General features: G+C 70.8%; 14 protein-coding genes. 11 read left to right on the top strand and 3 right to left on the bottom strand.

Annotated features, from left to right (window positions below; all coding sequences use genetic code 11):
* The first annotated feature begins 4 nt into the window (after positions 1-4).
* Positions 5-3,691: a thiol reductant ABC exporter subunit CydD gene (cydD, locus tag ACFPA8_RS15415; protein ID WP_386448450.1), complete on the top strand. Its 3,687-nt coding sequence runs from the start codon at positions 5-7 to the stop codon at positions 3,689-3,691.
* Here the strand turns inward: cydD and ACFPA8_RS15410 are convergent.
* Both ACFPA8_RS15410 and ACFPA8_RS15405 read right to left on the bottom strand, forming a co-directional pair.
* Positions 3,585-4,586, bottom strand: coding sequence for an HAD family hydrolase (locus ACFPA8_RS15410; RefSeq protein ID WP_386448447.1), 1,002 nt, complete (start codon positions 4,584-4,586; stop codon positions 3,585-3,587). The two genes, cydD and ACFPA8_RS15410, sit on opposite strands and share 107 nt — an antisense overlap.
* A gap of 117 nt (positions 4,587-4,703) precedes the next feature.
* Positions 4,704-5,612: an LLM class flavin-dependent oxidoreductase gene (locus ACFPA8_RS15405; RefSeq protein ID WP_386448445.1), complete on the bottom strand. Its 909-nt coding sequence runs from the start codon at positions 5,610-5,612 to the stop codon at positions 4,704-4,706.
* Positions 5,613-6,008: 396 nt separating this feature from the next.
* Between ACFPA8_RS15405 and htpX the strand changes: the two genes are divergently transcribed.
* A complete protein-coding gene (gene htpX, locus ACFPA8_RS15400) occupies positions 6,009-6,935 on the top strand; it encodes a zinc metalloprotease HtpX (protein ID WP_386448442.1) in 927 nt (308 codons plus the stop codon).
* An 86-nt stretch (positions 6,936-7,021) separates the two neighbouring features.
* Positions 7,022-7,675, top strand: coding sequence for a PspA-associated protein PspAB (gene pspAB, locus ACFPA8_RS15395; protein ID WP_386448440.1), 654 nt, complete (start codon positions 7,022-7,024; stop codon positions 7,673-7,675).
* 258 nt (positions 7,676-7,933) lie between these two features.
* Here the strand turns inward: pspAB and ACFPA8_RS15390 are convergent, their stop codons facing one another.
* Positions 7,934-9,784, bottom strand: coding sequence for an SDR family oxidoreductase (locus ACFPA8_RS15390; RefSeq protein ID WP_386449464.1), 1,851 nt, complete (start codon positions 9,782-9,784; stop codon positions 7,934-7,936).
* A gap of 319 nt (positions 9,785-10,103) precedes the next feature.
* On the opposite strand from ACFPA8_RS15390, the gene ACFPA8_RS15385 reads away from it, so the two are divergent.
* From ACFPA8_RS15385 to ACFPA8_RS15350, 8 genes are all read left to right on the top strand, one after another.
* Entirely contained in the window at positions 10,104-11,123 is a 1,020-nt protein-coding gene (locus ACFPA8_RS15385; protein WP_386449462.1) for an ABC transporter ATP-binding protein, read from the top strand.
* Entirely contained in the window at positions 11,113-12,087 is a 975-nt protein-coding gene (locus ACFPA8_RS15380; protein WP_386448437.1) for an ABC transporter permease, read from the top strand. Before ACFPA8_RS15385 ends, ACFPA8_RS15380 begins: the two co-directional genes overlap by 11 nt.
* Positions 12,084-13,001 carry an ABC transporter ATP-binding protein gene (locus ACFPA8_RS15375; RefSeq protein ID WP_386448434.1) on the top strand — a complete coding sequence of 306 codons (918 nt, stop codon included), beginning with the start codon at positions 12,084-12,086 and terminating at the stop codon, positions 12,999-13,001. The genes ACFPA8_RS15380 and ACFPA8_RS15375 overlap by 4 nt, the downstream gene beginning before the upstream one ends.
* Before the next feature lie 14 nt (positions 13,002-13,015).
* Positions 13,016-13,738, top strand: a complete 723-nt coding sequence (locus ACFPA8_RS15370; protein ID WP_386448431.1) for an ABC transporter permease subunit — start codon at positions 13,016-13,018, stop codon at positions 13,736-13,738.
* A gap of 219 nt (positions 13,739-13,957) precedes the next feature.
* Positions 13,958-14,887, top strand: coding sequence for a prephenate dehydratase (pheA, locus tag ACFPA8_RS15365; RefSeq protein ID WP_386448428.1), 930 nt, complete (start codon positions 13,958-13,960; stop codon positions 14,885-14,887).
* Positions 14,888-15,445: 558 nt separating this feature from the next.
* Positions 15,446-16,723: a serine--tRNA ligase gene (serS, locus tag ACFPA8_RS15360; protein ID WP_386448425.1), complete on the top strand. Its 1,278-nt coding sequence runs from the start codon at positions 15,446-15,448 to the stop codon at positions 16,721-16,723.
* 29 nt (positions 16,724-16,752) lie between these two features.
* Complete coding sequence (locus tag ACFPA8_RS15355) at positions 16,753-17,565, top strand: HAD family hydrolase (protein ID WP_386449460.1); 813 nt, start codon at positions 16,753-16,755, stop codon at positions 17,563-17,565.
* A gap of 316 nt (positions 17,566-17,881) precedes the next feature.
* The gene (locus ACFPA8_RS15350; protein WP_386448422.1) at positions 17,882-18,625 is read left to right on the top strand and encodes a hypothetical protein; all 744 of its coding nucleotides are present in this window, start codon (positions 17,882-17,884) and stop codon (positions 18,623-18,625) included.
* Positions 18,626-18,641: the final 16 nt, after the last annotated feature.

Below are 18,641 nucleotides of genomic sequence, written 5' to 3'. Positions count from 1 at the left end.
ACCCATGAAGCCCGTAGACCCGCGCCTGCTCAGGTACGCCCGCACCACCCGGGTCTTCCTCGTCGCCTCGGTGGTCCTCGGTCTGGCGTCGGCCGCGCTGGTCGTCGGGCAGGCCATGCTGATCGCCGACGTCGTCGTGCGCGGCTTCCAGGAGCACGCCTCGGCCGCGCAGCTGCGGACGCCGCTGCTGCTGCTCGCCGCCACGGCCGCCGGCCGCGCGCTGGTCTCCTGGCTGACGGAGCTGGCCGCACACCGCTCCAGCGCGGCGGTCAAGTCGCAGCTGCGCGCCCGGCTGCTGGAACATGCGGGCAGGCTCGGGCCCGCGTGGCTGTCGAAGCAGCGCACCGGTGAGCTCACCGCGCTCGTCACGCGCGGCGTCGACGCCCTCGACGACTACTTCGCCCGCTACCTGCCCCAGCTCGCGCTCGCCGTCGTCGTGCCCGTGGCGGTGCTGGCGAGGATCGTCACCGCCGACTGGGTCTCCGCCGCGGTCATCACCGTCACCCTTCCGCTCATCCCGCTCTTCATGGTCCTCGTCGGCTGGGCCACCCAGGCACGCATGGACCGCCAGTGGCGGCTGCTCACCCGGCTCTCGGGGCACTTCCTGGACGTCGTCGCGGGCCTCCCGACACTCAAGGTCTTCGGCCGGGCCAAGGCACAGGCGGAGAACATCCGCGCCATCACCGCCGACTACCGGCGGGCCACGCTGCGCACCCTGCGCATCGCCTTCCTCTCGTCCTTCGTGCTGGAACTCCTCGCGACGATCTCCGTCGCTCTCGTGGCCGTCGGCATCGGGATGCGCCTCGTACACGGTGAGCTCGATCTGTACACGGGGCTGCTCGTCCTCGTCCTGGCGCCCGAGGCGTATCTGCCGCTCCGCCAGGTCGGCACCCAGTACCACGCCGCGGCCGAAGGTCTCTCCGCCGCGGAGGAGGTCTTCGCCGTACTGGAGGAGCCGCCGCCGGAGGTCTCCGGCAGCCCCGCCCCCGACGTGAGGTCCGCGAGCATCACGGTCGACGGCCTCGTCGTACGGCACGAGGGCCGCAGCCAGGACTCCCTTCCGGCCACGGACCTGACCCTCGCGCCGGGGGAGACGCTCGCGCTGACCGGGCCCTCCGGGGCGGGGAAGACGACCCTGGTGAACGCGCTGCTCGGCTTCGCCCGTCCCGCACAGGGCGGCATCCGGGTGGACGGCACCGAACTGCGGGATCTCGAACTCGCAAGCTGGCACGCCCAGATCGCCTGGGTCCCCCAGCACCCCCATCTCTTCGCCGGGACCGTCGCGGACAACGTGCGGCTGGCCCGGCCCGGAGCCACGGACGACGAAGTACGCACCGCCCTCGCCGAGGCGTGCGCCGGCCTCGACCCGGCAGCCGAACTCGGCGAGGGCGGCGCGGGGCTCTCCGCGGGCCAGCGCCAGCGCGTCGCGCTGGCCAGGGCGTTCCTCGCCGACCGTCCCCTGCTGCTGCTGGACGAGCCGACAGCGGCACTGGACGGGGAGACGGAATCGGCGGTCGTCGAGACGATCCACCGCCTCTGCGCCGACCGCACAGTTCTCCTGATCACCCATCGTCCCGCGCTGCTGGGGGTGGCGGACCGAGTGATCGCCCTCGGACGGCCGGAACCGGAGCCGGAGCTGGAACCGGACGGGCACGCCGGAGACAGCGGAAGCGACATCGGCAGCCACATCGGGAGCGCCGAATTCGCCGCCGACGGCCGCCCGGCAGAGCCCGGCTCGCCAGGGCTCCCTGACGCGAACGCGGCCGACGGGGAGAGCGTGCCGTCCGGCCCGGAGCAGGCGCCCCGCCCTCCGCGCGCCTTCACCCTGTCGACAGCCGCTCCCCGCTTCGCCCTCGCCCTCCTCCTCGGCTCGCTCGCCCTGCTCAGCGCCGTCGGTCTCATGGCCACCTCGGGCTGGCTGATCTCCCGGGCCGCCCAGCATCCGCCGGTGCTCTACCTCATGGTCGCCGTCACCGCGACGCGCGCCTTCGGGATCGGACGGGCGGTCTTCCGGTACGCCGAACGCCTCGTCTCGCACGACGCCGTGCTGCGCGTCCTGGCCGACGTCCGCGTGCAGGTCCACCGGCGGCTCGAACGCCTCGCGCCCGCCGGGCTGCGCCGCAGCCACCGCGGTGACCTGCTGACCCGTCTCGTCAGCGATGTCGACGCCCTGCAGGACCATCTGCTGCGGTGGCTGCTCCCCGCGGCGGTCGCGGGCACGGTCGGCGTCGTCGCCGTCGGCTTCACCGGTGCGCTGCTTCCCGCGGCCGGAGCGGCGCTCGCCGTGGGCCTGTTCGCCGCGGGCGCCGCCGTCCCCACGCTGACCGGTGCTCTCTCCAGGCGTACGGAACGTCAACTCGCGCCGGAACGCAGCACCTTGACCACAAGCGTGGTCGATCTCCTCACCGGTACGGCCGAGTTGACCGTCGCGGGTGCGCTGCCCGCCAGGACCTCGGCGGCGCGGCAGGCCGACGCCTCCCTGACCCGCCTGGCCACGCGTTCCGCAGCGGTCACCGCCCTCGGTTCCGGCCTCGCCGCACTCGCGTCCGGGCTCACCGTGACCGCCGCCGCCTGGGCCGGGGTCGCGGCAGTGCACGACGGCTCGCTCGACGGGGTGTGGCTCGCGGCTCTCGTGCTCACGCCGCTCGCCGCGTTCGAGGCGGTCAACGGCATGCCGCTCGCCGTCCAGTACCGGCAGCGCACCCGGCGATCCGCGGAGCGGGTACGGGAAGTGCTCCAGGCGCCCGAACCCGTCCGGGAGCCCGAACGGCCCCTCCCCGCACCCGGCAGCCCCTTCCCCGTCCGGCTGCGGAACGTCACCGTGCGCTACCCGGACGAGGAGACCGTCACCCCGGGCAGCCGGCCTCCGGCGCCGCTCGCGGAGTTCGACCTGACGCTCACCCCCGGTCACCGCGTCGCGGTGGTGGGAGTCTCGGGCTCCGGGAAGACCACCCTCGCGCAGACGCTGCTGCGCTTCCTCGGCGCACAGAGCGGTTCGTACACCCTCGGCGGAGTCCCCGCGGAACGGCTGCACTCCGACACCGTCCGCCGTTTCGTCGGCCTGTGCGCCCAGGACGCCCACATCTTCGACAGCTCACTGCGCGAGAACCTGCGCCTCGCCCGTACGGACGCGAGCGACGCCGATCTGCACCGGGCGCTGGCCGCTGCCCGGCTCGGGACGTGGGTCGGGACGCTGCCCGACGGTCTGGACACCCTCGTCGGCGAGCACGGCGCCCGGCTCTCCGGCGGGCAGCGTCAACGGCTCGCGCTCGCACGGGCGTTGCTCGCCGACTTTCCCGTCCTCGTACTGGACGAGCCCGCCGAGCACCTCGACCTTCCCACCGCGGACGCACTGACGGCCGACCTGCTGGCCGTCACCGAGGGCCGTACGACCGTGCTGATCACGCACCGCCTGCAGGGCCTCGACGCGGTGGACGAGGTGGTCGTGCTGGACGGCGGACGTACGGTCGAGCGCGGCACCTACCGTGAACTGGCCGCCGCGGGAGGTCCGTTCAGCCGGATGCTGGCACGGGAGGCGGAGGCGGCCTCGTGGGCGGCGGGCGCCCCGCCCGCCGGGGGCGGATTCAGCGGCCCGCAGGGTCCGGAACCGGACCGGACGACGGACCTGACGACGGGCCGGACGACAGGCCGGGCTGCCCGAGAGGCGTCCCGAGCAGCAGCTTCTCGATGACCTCCGCGACGCCGTCCGCCTCGTTCGACGAGGTGACGTGCGTCGTGGCGGTGAGCACTTCGGGGTGTGCGTTGGCCATCGCGTACGAGGTGCCCGCCCAGCCCAGCATCTCCAGATCGTTGGGCATGTCCCCGAAGGCGACGACCTCCTCCGGCTGAACGCCCCGCTCCGCGCAGCACTTCGCCAGCGTGCTGGCCTTGCTCACCCCCCGGCCGCTGATCTCCAGCAGCGCCGACTTGCTGGAGCGCGTGAACTGGGCGTGGGCGCCCGCCACTTCGCGGCCGAGGGCGAGGAAGTCGTCCGGTTCGAGCGCGGGGTGGTACGCGAGGAGCTTCAGGACGGGCTGCTCGTGGTCCAGAGCGGGCCTCGGCCCCGGTCCCGCGCCCAGCAGCTTCTCGGCGGGGGCGACGACACCCACCGGATCGGGGTGCAGTGCGGGATAGGAGGGCTCGAAGTGGATTCCGCCGCTGCGCTCGACGGCGAAGCTCACGCCGTCCGCCGCACCGCGCAGAGCGTCCACGACGGCCAGCGCGTCGTCCAGTTCCAGCGGACGCACGTCGACGACCTTGCGGCCCCGGTGCAGATCGACGACCGCGGCGCCGTTCGCGCAGATCGCGAGACCGTGGCCGTGGACGTGCTCGCTCACGACGTCCATCCAGCGCGCGGGCCGTCCCGTCACGAAGAAGACGTCGAGCCCCGCGACCTCTGCTGCGGCCAGGGCGGCGACCGTACGGTTCGAGACCGTCTTGTCGTCCCGCAGCAGCGTGCCGTCGAGGTCTGTGGCGATCAGCCGTGGACGGACGGTGCGGGGGGCACCGGCGGCGGAGGTGCCGACGGAGGGTTCGGCGGCGCAGGCGGCGGCGGGGGACGGGCGCGGATCAGTCACAGCGTCCATCATCGCGCATTTGTGCGCACACACGTGCGGAGGGCTCCCCCGATGAGCGGCCGAGGGGCCGCGGGCAGCGACGCGGGCCGCCTCCGGGCGGTGCGCCGCCCGCCGCGCGGTCCGGCTTCAGCGCTTCTGCTCCAGCTGCCCGAGTGCCTCGGTGGCGATCTGCTCGAAGACACTCTCGTCGGCTTCGAAGCGGGTGCCGGGCAGCGGCCAGTGCAGGACGATCTCCGTGATGCCCGCTTCCGCGTGCTTCCCGGCGAAGTCGACGAAGGCGTCGAGCGATTCGAGCGGATTCCCCGGGGTGAAGCCGGTGAGCAGGATCTTCTCCGGTTCCGACGCGTCCCGTCCGGTCTCGGCGCAGGCCGTGCCGAGCCTGACGATCTGGTCCCGTACGGCCTGAAGACTCTCCGCCGGGGTGCCCTTCTCGGAGACGCGCGGGTCTCCCGTCGTCACCCACGCCTCCCCGTAGCGTGCGGCGAGCAGGAGCCCGCGCGGGCCGGTGGCGGCGACGGCGAAGGGGAGGCGGGGGCGCTGCACGCAGCCGGGGACACCACGGACCTCGTGCGCCGAGTAGAACTCTCCGTCGTAGGTGACCACGGGGTCGCGCAGGAGACGGTCCAGCAGCGGCACGAACTCGGCGAAGCGGTCTGCGCGTTCGCGGGGCGTCCACGGCTGCTGCCCGAGGGCTGACGCGTCGAAGCCGTTGCCTCCGGCTCCGACGCCGAGGACGACGCGGCCGTCGCTGATGTCGTCCAGGGAGAGCAACTCCTTCGCCAGCGTCACCGGGTGCCGGAAGTTGGGCGAGGTGACCAGCGTGCCCAGGCGCAGCCGGGAGGTGGCCGAGGCCGCCGCAGTCAGGGTGGGGAGGGCGCCGAACCACGGTCCGTCGCGGAAGGGTTCGCGCCACGAGAGGTGGTCGTAGGTGTAGGCGGCGTGGAAGCCCTGCTCCTCCGCCCGCTGCCATCGCTCGCGACCGCCCTCGTGCCAGCGGTGGACCGGAAGGATCACAGTGCTCAGGCGCAGACTCATGACCGCGACCCTACGTCGGGCCCTGGTCCGTCACGGCTCCGGCCTGGGGCCGCAGAGGGCGGGGCCAAGCGGAACTGCCTGCTCTCCCCGCGCGCCCCCGCGCCGACGCCTCGCGCGTGGAACTCCCGCCGGAAGAGCACCGGATGCTGTGGACCGCCCGGTTCGCGCCGGGTCAGCCCGCGGACACGCTCAGCTATTAGTCGAAAAGAGTTAAAAAGTGGACAATTACCACATGGTGCTTGCAGTGAAGGCACCAGTGCATCGGCCCGGTCCCGGTGCGGCGTCTCCGCCTCGCGCGGAGTGAGCCGTCCCGGACGACTGCTCCTGGCGGAGCGAGCGGCACGGAGGGCACCGGGCCGGCCGGTCCCGGACTCGGCGCTGGAAGGAACAGAGGCCATGGCAGCCACTCACAGCCGGTATGTCGCCGACCGCGGCCTGACCAGCCGCATGGTGGTCACGATGTTCTTCATCGGACTGCTGTACGTCGTGCTCGTCGGCGCACTGGTCGCGACCCTCGGCAACGCCTGGCCCCTGATCGTCCTGGTGGTGGGCGGGCTCTTCGTCGCACAGTTCTGGTTCAGCGACCGGATCGCCGCCTTCAGCATGGGCGCCCGCGAAGTCACACCCGAACAGGCACCCGAACTGCACGGCGCGGTGGACAGGCTGTGCGCACTGGCGGACGTACCGAAGCCGAAGGTGGCACTGGCCCAGAGCGACGTACCCAACGCCTTCGCCACGGGACGGAGCCGGAGCAGTTCCATGGTCTGCGCGACCACCGGACTCATGCGGCGCCTCGAGCCGGAGGAACTCGAAGGAGTGCTCTCCCACGAGCTGTCCCACGTCGCACACCGCGACGTGGCCGTGATGACCATCGCCTCGTTCCTCGGCGTCCTGGCCGGTGTCATGACGCGCGTCGCGCTCTGGGGCGGCCTGAGCCGAGTGGGCCGTGACGACCAGAGCGGGGCCGGCATCGTCCTGCTGCTCGTTCCGCTGGTGAGCGCCGCCGTCTACATCGTCAGCTTCCTGCTGACGCGGCTGCTCTCGCGCTACCGCGAGCTGTCCGCGGACCGTGCCGGAGCGCTGCTGACGGGGCGGCCCTCGGCGCTCGCCTCCGCGCTGACCAAGGTCACCGGTGAGATGGCGCGGATCCCCACCCGCGACCTGCGCAAGGCCGAGCCCTTCAACGCCTTCTACTTCGCGCCCGCGTTCTCCGGCGAGAGCGTCGCGACCCTGCTCTCCTCGCACCCCCCGCTCGAGCGCCGCCTCGACCAGCTCAGCCGCATCTCCGCGCAGCTCGGGCAGCAACTCGGACAGCAGCGGTGAGGGAGGGGCGCCCACCGGCGTCCACCGAACGACAACAGCAGAACCGCACCCGTCAGCCCCCCATCGCACCGAGGGACGTGAAGACCGTGGGTCTCCTGGACGCACTGCTCGGACGCAGCAAACCGGCGCGACCCGACCTGGACCAGCTCTTCGGCCTGCCCGCCGCGGCCGTCACGCTCCAGGCCGGTGCGGATCTCGTGCCGACGGGGCTCGGATCGGTGTGCTTCGCGAGCGTCGAGGGCGGCGCGTTCAAGCAGGTGGAGCGGGACGTACGGGAGTTGCTCGACGCGGATACGGCTCAGCATGCGGCGGGGGGCGCAGCCGCGGACGGTGCGGGAGGCGGGAGCCGCACAGGGGACGGGTCCGGCGTACCGGTCGAGTTCAGCCAGGACGAGTACGGCTACACCTGGCTCCTCGCCCGGCACGGACCGGAGGGGACGATCGCCCTCGTGAACGATCTGCACGCCGTGAACACCCTGCTCGCCGAGAACGGATTCGGGCCGCAACTGCTGTGCTCCCTGGTGGGTTTCCGCGGGGCAGGGGACGGTGACCCCCGTGCGCTGGCCCTGGTCTACCTCTACAAGCGCGGCACCTTCTATCCGTTCGCGCCCCAACCGGGCGGACCGGAGAAGCGTGACAGCGCCCTGGAACTGCAGGTTCGTGGCCTGCTCACGGACGACCTGCGGATGGAACCGGATCTGGCACGCTGGTTCCCGCTTTGGGGAGCGCCGGGCCTCTAGGCCCTGTCTGACAAATCTCGCCTTGCTCGCGACGACTGGCACGCACATCCGCTGCGTTGTCGCATCGACCGAGTAGCCCACTACGAGGGCGATCCTCCGCCTTGCGGCTGCACGCACCATCCGTCGCGAGCACCGCCTGCGGCGGACGACGCCATTTGTCAGACAGGGCCTAGTCATGTGAGTCAGCTGTCTGAACAGAATCCTGAACTGCAAGGCCGGCTGTGGGCGGGCCGGGAGTGAGTCCGGGACTCCGGCCTGTCACAGCGGCGGCTCGATCCGGGCGAGGGCACGCAGCACGCGGGGGGCGAACCGGGAGAGGAACCGTGCGACGTGTGCCTCCGCCGTCACCGGCACGACGGCCTGATCGCGGACGACCCCGCGCATGATCGCTTTCGCGACCTTCTCCGGCGGGTAGTTCCGCAGCCTGTACAGCTTCGCCACCCGCTCCCTGCGCCGCCGCTCCTCCGTCTCGCCGAGGCCGACGAACCGCGCCGTCCCCGTTATCCCGGTGTTCACGGGACCGGGACAGACCGCCGTGACGCCGATCCCCTTCCCCGCCAGCTCCGCGCGCAGGCATTCGCTCAGCATCAGCACCGCCGCCTTCGAGGTTCCATAGGCGGGAAGCATCCTCGTCGGCTGGTAGGCCGCGTCCGAAGCGGTGTTGACGATGTGCCCGCCCTGGCCCCGCTCCGCCATCTGCTTGCCGAAGAGCCGGCAGCCGTGGATGACGCCCCACAGATTGACGTCCAGGGTCCGCTTCCAGTCCTCCACACCGGTCTCGAGGAAGGGGCCGGAGACCCCGATCCCGGCGTTGTTGACCAGGACGTCCACCGTGCCCATCTCCGACGCGACCTTGGCGGCGAGCTCCTCCATGCCGTCCTGGTCGCTCACGTCGACTGTCTCCGCCCACGCCTGGGAAGCTCCGGCCTCCCGCGCCAGCTCCGCCGTGCGTACGGCGCTCTCCTCGTCCACGTCGACGGACACGACCCGGGCCCCGGCCGCCGCGAAGGCCACCGCGGTGGCCCTGCCGATGCCGCTGCCCGCGCCTGTGACCAGGACGAGCTGCCCGCCGAACCGCTCCGCGAGAGGGTCGCGGCCGGCGCCTGCGCGGGCGACCGCCCCGCCGTCTTCCCCGGCCCCCTCCACGAGGGGCTCACGGAGGTCGCCCCCTGTGGCGGCCGCCTCCCGTCCGGTGACGAAGTCCGTGATCCACCAGGCCAGCAGGTCGGGCCTCGTCCGGGGGATCCAGTGCCCGGCGTCCAGCGTCCTGCGCGTGACGTCCGGCTCCCAGACGGCCACTTCGTCGTAGAGCCGCGCACTGAGGAAGACGTCCCGCAGCGGGGTGATCAGCTGCACCGGCGCGTGCGCGTGGCAGTCCGGGCGGGGACTGCGCAGCCGCCGTCGCACGTTGTCCCGGTAGAGCCAGGCGCCGTGTGCCGCGTCGCGCGGGAGCGACGGCGTGGGATAGCCGTCGGCCGGGACCTTCTCGACCCGCTGGAGATACTTCGGCCAGTACGCGGACAGGGGCCCCCGCCAGGCCAGTTCCGGCAGAACCGGGGTGTGCAGCGCCCCGACGTACCAGGAGCGGACGCCCTGGTTCAGCGCCTGCGCCAGCCCCCCGGGCGTCGGGCGCCTCGTCCGCCGCCTGAGCCAGTGCCCGAAGTGGTCCAGGGACGGGCCCGACATCGAGGTGAACGAGGCGATGCGGCCGCGGGTCTCCTCGACGGAGACGAACTCCCAGCCCTGCACCGAGCCCCAGTCGTGTCCGACCAGATGGACGGGGCGGTCGGGGGAGACCGCGTCCGCCACGGCGAGGAAGTCCTGCGTCAGCTTCTCCAGCGTGAACCCGCCGCGCAGCGGCCGCGGTGCGGAGGAACGGCCGCAGCCCCGCACGTCGTAGAGCACGACGTGGAAGCGTCCGGACAGCTGCCGGGCGACCGTCGACCAGACCTCCTTGCTGTCGGGATAGCCGTGCAGCAGCAGCACGGTGGGCCGTTCCGCGTCGCCCAGCTCGGCGACGCACAGCTCCACGCCCTCCCGCGTACGGACCCAGCGCTCCCGCGCACCTTCCAGAACCGCGGGACCTCCGTCCCGTCCCGCCCCGCGCACTGCTCCGCTCTCCGCCGCCCGAGCGGCTCCGTCCGCCCCGTGCCCCTCGACGCCCGCACGCTCGCTCACAGCCCCCACCATCCCGCGATCGAGGGCCCGACGCCTCCGCCGGCCCGCGTACTCGACACCGGTCAATGGGATCAACGCCGCGTGACGCCGTCAACAGCGGCGCGGTTCCTGTGGATACCGCGAGTAACCCGGCTTTGTCCTACTTGTCTACGCCCCCTTAAGGGCGCGTCCGTCTCCGGTATCAGTCGGATCCAGCCCTCAGGAGGGACGTGACACACGGCGCTCAGGCCCTAGCGTCGTGAGGGTGACTGTGATCGCTATCGAAAGCCTGACCAAGCGGTACCCACGGGTGACCGCCCTGGACCGGCTGACCGTCGGCATCACACCGGGTGTAACCGGCCTGGTGGGCGCCAACGGGGCCGGTAAATCGACCCTCATCAAGATCCTTCTGGGGCTCTCCCCCGCGACCGAGGGCGGCGCGACCGTCCTCGGTCTGGACGTCGCCCGCGAAGGATCCGCCATCCGCGAACGCGTCGGATACATGCCCGAGCACGACTGCCTGCCGCCCGACGTCTCGGCCACCGAGTTCGTCGTCCACATGGCCCGGATGTCCGGGCTCCCGACGACCTCCGCCCGGGAACGCACGGCCGACACCCTGCGCCACGTCGGACTGTACGAGGAGCGCTACCGCCCCATGGGCGGCTACTCGACCGGCATGAAGCAGCGCGTCAAACTCGCCCAGGCCCTCGTGCACGACCCGCAGCTCGTGCTCCTGGACGAGCCCACGAACGGACTCGACCCGGTCGGCCGCGACGAGATGCTCGCGCTCATCCGCCGCGTCCACACGGACTTCGGCATATCCGTGCTCGTCACCTCCCACCTGCTGGGCGAGCTGGAGCGCACCTGCGACCACGTCGTCGTCATCGACGGCGGCAAGCTGCTCCGTGCCTCAAGCACCGCGGACTTCACCAAGAGCACGCCGTCCCTGGCCGTCGAGGTCACCGACACCGACACCCACCCGAACGGGACCGAGGCGCTGCGTGCCGCGCTCGTCGCCGCCGGCCTGTCCGCGCAAGCGCCCGGCGCCGCGGGCGCACCGGGCGCCGGGCATCTGCTGATGGTCGACGCCACCGACGAGAGCGCCTACGACACCGTCCGCGACACCGTGAGCGAACTCGGCCTCGGCCTGGTCCGGATGGAACAGCGCAGGCACCACATCTCCGAGGTCTTCAGCTCGCAGCCCGGCACCGCCTCCGCCGCGGCGTCCGCGGAGCCCGCCGCCGACCGGCAGCTCCAGATGCAGAAGGGAGGCAGCGGCGATGTCGCCTGAGCCTCAAGCCCCCCGGTCCGCCCCGGAGTCCACGCCCGGCCCCGCGTCCGCCGGCACTGCCACTGCGCAGGCGCACGGAGCGGGAGCGCGCGGCGAGAACGTCATCCACAACATCGGCTACCGCAACTACGACGGGCCCAGGCTCGGCCGCGGCTACGCCCGCACGTCGCTCTTCGAGCAGTCGCTGCGCGGCGCGTACGGGCTGGGCCGCTCGGCCAAGTCCAAGGTCCTGCCGATGATCCTCTTCGCTGTGATGTGCGTTCCGGCAGCGATCGTCGTCGCCGTCACCGTCTTCACCGAGGCGAAGCAGCTGCCCGTCGGGTACAGCGCCTACGTCATCCAGATGCAGCCCGTCATCGGCATCTACATCGCCGCGATGGCACCCCAGGCCGTATCGCTCGACCTGCGCTTCCGCGTCGTGCCGCTCTACTTCTCCCGTCCCATCGAGCGGGGCGACTATGTCGGGGCCAAGTACGCGGCACTGTCCGCCGCGATCTTCATCTTCACCGGTGCGTCCGTCGTGATCCTCTACGTCGGCGCACTGCTGGCGAAGCTCGACTTCGGCGACGAGACGAAGGACTTCGCCCTGGGCATGGTCTGCTGCCTCGTCTTCTCCGTGCTGCACGCGGGCATCGGCCTGGTGGCGGCCGCGGCCACACCCCGGCGCGGCTTCGGCGTCGCCGCGATCATCGCCGTGCTGACCATCCCGTACATGCTCATCAGCGCACTGCAGGCCATCGTCTCCTCGCAGGACAACACCGCGGCCATCGGCTGGCTCGGACTCGGCTCGCCCGGATCGCTGATCGACGGGCTGCAGAGCAAGCTCCTCGGCGGGAGGAACGCCTTCCCGCTGGGCCAGGAGCTCACCGATGCGCAGGTGTCCGTCTACGTCGCGCTCATCGCCGTACTGATCGCCGGTACGTACGCCCTGCTGCTGCGCCGCTACCGAAAGGCCGGGCTGTGACAACCCTGCACATCGACCACACGTCCCGCTGGTTCGGGAACGTCGTCGCCGTCAACGACATCACCATGGACATCGGCCCCGGCGTGACGGGCCTCCTCGGCCCGAACGGCGCGGGGAAGTCCACCCTCATCAACATGATGGGCGGCTTCCTGCCGCCCTCCACCGGGAGCGTCACCCTCGACTCCTCGCCGATCTGGCGCAACCAGGAGGCGTACAGGGAGATCGGGCTCGTACCCGAGCGGGAGGGGATGTACGAATTCCTCACCGGCTGGGACTTCGTGCTCGCCAACGCGGAACTGCACAGGCTTCCGGACCCGGCAGCGGCTGCCCGCAAGGCGCTCGCCACCGTCGAGATGGAGCAGGCCCAGGACCGCAAGATCTCCACCTACAGCAAGGGCATGCGCCAGCGCGTGAAGATGGCGTCCGCCCTCGTGCACGACCCGTCGGTGCTGCTGCTCGACGAACCGTTCAACGGCATGGACCCGCGGCAGCGCATGCAGTTGATGGAGCTGCTGCGTCAGATGGGCGACGAGGGCCGCACAGTGCTGTTCTCCTCGCACATCCTGGAAGAGGTCGAACAGCTCGCCTCCCACATCGAGGTCGTCGTCGCCGGACGGCACGCCGCCAGCGGCGACTTCCGCAAGATCCGCCGCCTGATGACGGACCGTCCGCACCGGTACCTCGTGCGTTCCAGCGACGACCGGGCCCTGGCGGCGGCGCTCATCGCCGACGCCTCCACGGCGGGCATCCAGCTCGACTACACCGAGAAGGCCCTGCAGATCCAGGCCGTCGACTTCGGACGGTTCACCGAGGTCCTCCCCCGGCTCGCACGCGAGCACGGCATCCGGCTCTACACGGTCTCGCCCTCGGACGAGTCCCTGGAGAGCGTCTTCTCGTACCTCGTCGCGGCCTGAAGGGAGCCTTCACGATGTACAACCAGACAGTCGCAAGGCTCACCTACAAGGCCCTGCTGGGCAGGCGCCGCGCGCTGATCCTGTTCGCGCTGCCGCTGCTGCTCCTCGTCGTGGCCGTGGCCGTACGGACGCTGACCGGCATGGACGACGAGGTGACGAGGGAGCTGCTCGGCGGCTTCGCGCTGGCCACGATGGTGCCGCTCATCGGCGTCGTGGCGGGCACGGGCGCTATCGGCCCCGAGATCGACGACGGCTCAGTGGTGTACCTGCTGGCCAAGCCGCTGAAGCGGTCCAGCATCATCTTCACGAAGCTGCTGGTCGCCATCGGCGTGACAGTGGTGTTCTCGGCCGTTCCGACGCTGCTGGCGGGCTTCGTCCTCAACGGCAACAGCCAGCAGATCGCCGTCGCCTACGCGGTGGCCGCCGCAATCGCATCCGTCGCCTACAGTGCGCTCTTCCTGCTGCTGGGGACGGTCTCCCGGCACGCTGTGGTGATCGGACTGGTCTACGCCCTGATCTGGGAGGCCCTGTTCGGCAGCCTCGTGGACGGCGCACGTGCACTGTCCGTGCAGCAGTGGGCGCTCGCACTGGCGCAGAAAGTCGCCGACAGCGGTGCGGGGATCACGTCCGAGGTCGGGCTGACGACCGGCCTCACCCTGCTGCTGGTCGCCACCGTGGGCGGCACCTGGTACGCGAGCCGCAGGCTGCGCACGCTCACGCTCGCCGGGGAGGAGTGACCGGCCGCACGCCGACTGTGAGTGCCCGGGCTACGGTCACCCGTGACCGTAGCCCGGGCACTCACGTCTGTACGTCCCGGGGTGCCCGACGGCCTCCGCCGGCAGCCATGAACCGGCCGTACTGTCCGGCCGTACTGTCCGGCCGTCCTGCACCTGCCGTACCGTCCGGCCGTCGAGACCCCGGACCCGCATGGCCGCCGGCACGACTAACGTGTCCGTATGTCACCAGCGAGCCGCTACACCTACCTCGGTCCAGAAGGGACCTTCACCGAGGCTGCCCTGCGCACCCTCCCCGAGGCCGCCACTCGGGAGCTGACACCGATGGTGTCCGTGCCCACGGCGCTGGACGCCGTACGCAACGGCGAGGCGGCGGCAGCGCTCGTACCGATCGAGAACTCGGTCGAGGGTGGCGTGACGGCGACACTCGACGAACTGGCGAGCGGCCGGCCGCTGATGATCTACCGCGAGGTGCTGCTTCCCATCGCCTTCGCGCTGCTCGTCCGGCCCGGCACGTCCATCGAGAGCATCAAGACAGTCACTGGGCACCCGGTCGCGCAGCCGCAGGTACGGCAGTGGATGGCCAAGCACCTCCCGGACGCCCTGTGGGAGTCCGCGGCGTCCAACGCGGACGGCGCGCGGCTCGTGCAGGAGGGCCGGTACGACGCGGCGTTCGCCGGTGAGTTCGCGGCTGCCACGTACGGCCTGGAGCCGCTGGTGACGGACATCCACGACGCGGACAACGCGGCGACGCGCTTCGTCCTGGTGGGACGGCCGGCCCGGCCCGCGGCCTCGACGGGTGCGGACAAGACCTCCGTCGTCTTCTGGCTGCGCGACGACCACCCTGGTGCACTGCTGGAGGTGCTTCAGGAGTTCGCGTCGCGCGGCGTGAACATGATGCGCATCGAGTCCCGGCCCACCGGCGAGGGCATCGGCCGCTACTGCTTCTCGGTGGACTGCGAGGGGCACCTCCAGCAGCGTCGTGTGGGCGATGTGCTCATGGGGCTGAAGCGGGCATGCGAGAAGGTGCGCTATCTGGGCTCGTACCCGCGTGCGGACGGAGGGCGTCCCACAGAACGCCCCGGCACGACGGACACGGAGTTCGTCGAGGCCGCCGACTGGCTCACACGCTGCCTGGACGGGCGGGGCTGAGCCCGCACTTCACGGCGTCTGTGCAGCCCAGAGAGTTATCCACAGGGTGTTGCGGCGCCTGTGCACAACCCGGGTGCTCGAAACGGACACTATCGACAAAGCAGCATGGAGACCGTGTAAGCATCCACAGCGCTTCTGATCCGCTTCCATCCCTTTTCGTCACTTCAATTCCACTGCTGCACTCTTTGGTGTGAGTCCAACCCGCTCGAATGAGTGCTTATTGAGGGTTTGCGACGGAAATTCCGCTGCCTCAAGGATTCCTTCGGAACTGTCAACTCCAATTTCCACAGGCCCCCACGGGCTCCTGTGGAAAAGGTTGCGGAAGACAGTGGAAGCTGTGGATAAGTCAGCCGTGGACCCCGTCCGCACCCCTCCCCAACTGCCCTTGACGAGGGTGGACATGGGGAAGCGGGCCGCGTGCGGGGGTGTTGATCACTTCGCAGTGGCGAGGGGCGTGAGGCCGCGGTTCCACATTTTGGCAAAAAGGGACAATTTAGGAAAGAAAGGTCTCGGGGGAATGCTGTCGAGGCATCGTGATCCCCCCGGTACCCTGACGGGGTGATTGACCTTCGACTGCTCCGTGAGGACCCCGACCGTGTCCGCGCATCCCAGCGCGCTCGTGGAGAGGACGTCGGCATCGTCGACGAACTGCTCTCCGCCGACGAACGCCGAAGGTCGTCCAGCGTCCGCTTCGACTCGCTGCGTTCCGAGCAGAAGCAGCTCGGCAAGCTGATCCCCAAGGCCGAGGGCGAGGAGAAGGCCCAGCTGCTGGCGAAGGCCGGTGAGCTCTCGGCAGCGGTGAAGGCCGCGGACGCCGAACAGAACGAGGCAGCCGAGGAGACCCAGCGCCTGCTCCGCCTCCTGGGCAACCTGGTGCACCCCGACGTCCCCGTCGGCGGTGAGGAGGACTTCACCGTCCGCGAGACGATCGGCTCGCCCCGCGACTTCGGCGCCGAGGGCTTCGAGCCGAAGGACCACCTGGAGCTCGGCCAGCTGCTCGGCGCGATCGACGTAGAACGCGGCGCCAAGGTCTCCGGAGCGCGCTTCTACTACCTCACCGGCGTCGGCGCCCTGCTCGAACTCGCCCTGGTGAACGCGGCGATCGCCCAGGCCACCGAGGCGGGCTTCACGCCCATGCTGACTCCCGCCCTGGTCAAACCGCAGGCCATGGAGGGCACCGGCTTCCTCGGGCAGGCAGCTCAGGACGTCTACCAGCTGGAGAAGGACGAGCTCTATCTGGTGGGCACCTCCGAGGTCCCCCTCGCCGGCTACCACATGGACGAGATCATCGACGCCTCGCGGCTGCCGTTGCGCTACGCGGCGTTCTCGCCCTGCTTCCGGCGCGAGGCGGGCTCGTACGGCAAGGACACCCGGGGCATCTTCCGGGTGCACCAGTTCGACAAGGTCGAGATGTTCTCGTACGTGACGCCGGAGGATTCCGAGGCGGAGCACCTGCGGCTGCTGGAGTGGGAGAAGCAGTGGCTGACCGCGCTCGGCCTTCCCTTCCAGGTGATCGACGTGGCGACCGGTGACCTGGGCTCCTCGGCGGCGCGGAAGTACGACTGCGAGGCGTGGATTCCCACGCAGGGCAAGTACCGCGAGCTGACCTCGACTTCCGACTGCACCGAGTTCCAGGCCCGTCGGCTCTCGATCCGGATGCGGGACGGCAAGCAGGTCCGGCCGCTCGCGACGCTCAACGGCACGCTGTGCGCGGTGCCCCGCACGATCGTCGCCCTGCTGGAGAACCACCAGCAGGCGGACGGTTCGGTCCGGGTGCCGCCGCTGCTCCAGCCCTATCTGGGCGGACGCGAGATCCTCGAACCGGTGGGCAAGTGAGCCGAGAGCCCGGCGACGGCCCCGGAGCCGTGCCGCCTGCCCCGGTCCCGTACCGCCTGATCGCCACCGATCTCGACGGCACGCTGCTGCGCTCCGACCAGACGGTCTCCCCGCGTACGCGGGAAGCGCTGACCGTTGCCGCGGCACGCGGCGCGGCACACATCGTGGTGACGGGCCGCGCCGTGCCGTGGACGAGGCACATCCTGGACGACCTCGGCTACGACGGCCTGGCCGTGTGCGGGCAGGGCGCACAGGTCTACGACGCCGGCGCGCACCGGCTGCTGACGTCCGTGACCCTGGACCGGCAGCTGGCCCAGGTCGCGCTGGCCAAGATCGAGGCGGAGACCGGCCCGCTCGCGGTGGCCGCCTCCCGTGACGGCATCGACGGCGAGGTGGTCGTCGGCCCGGGGTACCGGGTGCTGGACGGGACCCTGCCGGTCGTGAAGTGCGCCGATCCCCTGGAGCTTTGGGCGGAACCGCTGAGCAAGCTGTACCTCCAGCACCCCGTCCTCGGTGACGACGAACTGGCGGAGGCCGCCCACGCCGTCGCCGGAGATCTGGTCGGCATCACGATGGCCGGCGAAGACATCGTCGAACTGCTGCCGTTGGGCCTCAGCAAGGCGAAGGGTCTGTCCGTGGCGGCACGGCGGCTCGGGATCACGGCGCGGGAGACGATCGCCTTCGGCGACATGCCGAACGACATCCCCATGTTCGGGTGGGCGTCCCGCGGCGTCGCCATGGACAACGCCCACCCGGAACTGCGCGCGGTGGCCGACGAGGTGACGGCGTCCAACGACGCCGACGGCATCGCGGTGGTGCTGGAGCGCCTGCTCTCGGTGTGACCCGCACACGGCCGCCGCGTCGGAACCGCCCCCTCCCGTACGGGTTTGCGAAGCACGGCAGTCGACTCGATTCGAGCCGTGACCATACGAAGATCCGTTCGTTGCACCCGGTGCGCGGAGGCGACCGGAGTACGTGACGACGAGAGTCCGTGAAGCAGTGGTGGCCGGTTGAGGGCGAAGTTCCCTTGCCGGTGGTGCAGTACGTGGCAGACATGAGCTGATCTCCGCTCCTGGCTCCTGGATACGGACGCCTGACGGCCCCAGGTGAGTGGGCCTTTCTCGTCATGTCCGTACGAGCCCCAGGAGGGGTTTCTTCGTGTACACCGAATCCGTGTTGCTGGAGTCGCCGACCGCGCGTTCCGGCATGAGCCACAGGGTCGAAGTCCTCGACAAGATCAAGGCGTTGGCGCTGTCCGCCGACGGCGTGCGCGCGACGACGCGGGACGTCGCCGAGTACTTCGAGGTGGGTGAGCAGGCTGTGCATAACCTGCTGCGCCGTCACCGGGAAGAGCTGGAGGGGAACGGTCTGCGGGTCCTGCAGGGCTCTGAGCTGCAGGAATATGTAACACTCAACTTGAGTGTTACATCCGAGGCGGCCCAAAGTTATCCACAGCGGCGGCCGCATCTCGCTGTGTACACCCGGCGCACCGTCCTCAACGTGGCGATGCTGCTGCGGGACAGCGACGTGGCCCGTCGGGTGCGGGCATATCTCCTCGACGCGGAGGAAAGCGCCCGAGCAGCGACCACCACGGCCTCGGCGACGCCGCCCGGGTACGCGTCGCTCGACCGCCGGGTGACGAACTTGGAGTCAGCCGTCGCGGACGCCGGGTCCGTCCTCCGCGAGCTCGGCCCCGTCATCGGACGGATCTCGTCCAGGCTGGAGCGGGTCGATCACCGGCTCCTGCAGATGGAGCGACGGCAGGTCAACACCGAACGTGTGGTGTCGGCCATGAGCCGGCGTCTCGCCGACATGGGCGAGGACATGCGCACCATGCGTGCCGACGTCAACCGCCTGTCGCGGGACTGCGCGCGGAGACGACCTCACCGTCGAGACCGCTGATCACACCGCACCGATC

This window comes from Streptomyces ovatisporus (genome assembly GCF_042653885.1).
Classification (GTDB): Bacteria; Actinomycetota; Actinomycetes; order Streptomycetales; family Streptomycetaceae; genus Streptomyces; species Streptomyces ovatisporus.
The sequence above is the reverse complement of the archived record's forward strand: the minus strand, read 5'-3'. Positions and strand labels throughout refer to the sequence as shown.

What these genes read in the sequence shown, in the direction of transcription:
- htpX (WP_386448442.1), top strand. Translation starts at nt 6,009, where the DNA reads ATGGCAGCCACTCACAGCCGGTATGTCGCCGACCGCGGCCTGACCAGC.
- cydD (WP_386448450.1), top strand. Translation starts at nt 5, where the DNA reads ATGAAGCCCGTAGACCCGCGCCTGCTCAGGTACGCCCGCACCACCCGG.
- pheA (WP_386448428.1), top strand. Translation starts at nt 13,958, where the DNA reads ATGTCACCAGCGAGCCGCTACACCTACCTCGGTCCAGAAGGGACCTTC.
- ACFPA8_RS15370 (WP_386448431.1), top strand. Translation starts at nt 13,016, where the DNA reads ATGTACAACCAGACAGTCGCAAGGCTCACCTACAAGGCCCTGCTGGGC.
- ACFPA8_RS15410 (WP_386448447.1), bottom strand. Translation starts at nt 4,586, where the DNA reads ATGGACGCTGTGACTGATCCGCGCCCGTCCCCCGCCGCCGCCTGCGCC.
- ACFPA8_RS15405 (WP_386448445.1), bottom strand. Translation starts at nt 5,612, where the DNA reads ATGAGTCTGCGCCTGAGCACTGTGATCCTTCCGGTCCACCGCTGGCAC.
- ACFPA8_RS15380 (WP_386448437.1), top strand. Translation starts at nt 11,113, where the DNA reads ATGTCGCCTGAGCCTCAAGCCCCCCGGTCCGCCCCGGAGTCCACGCCC.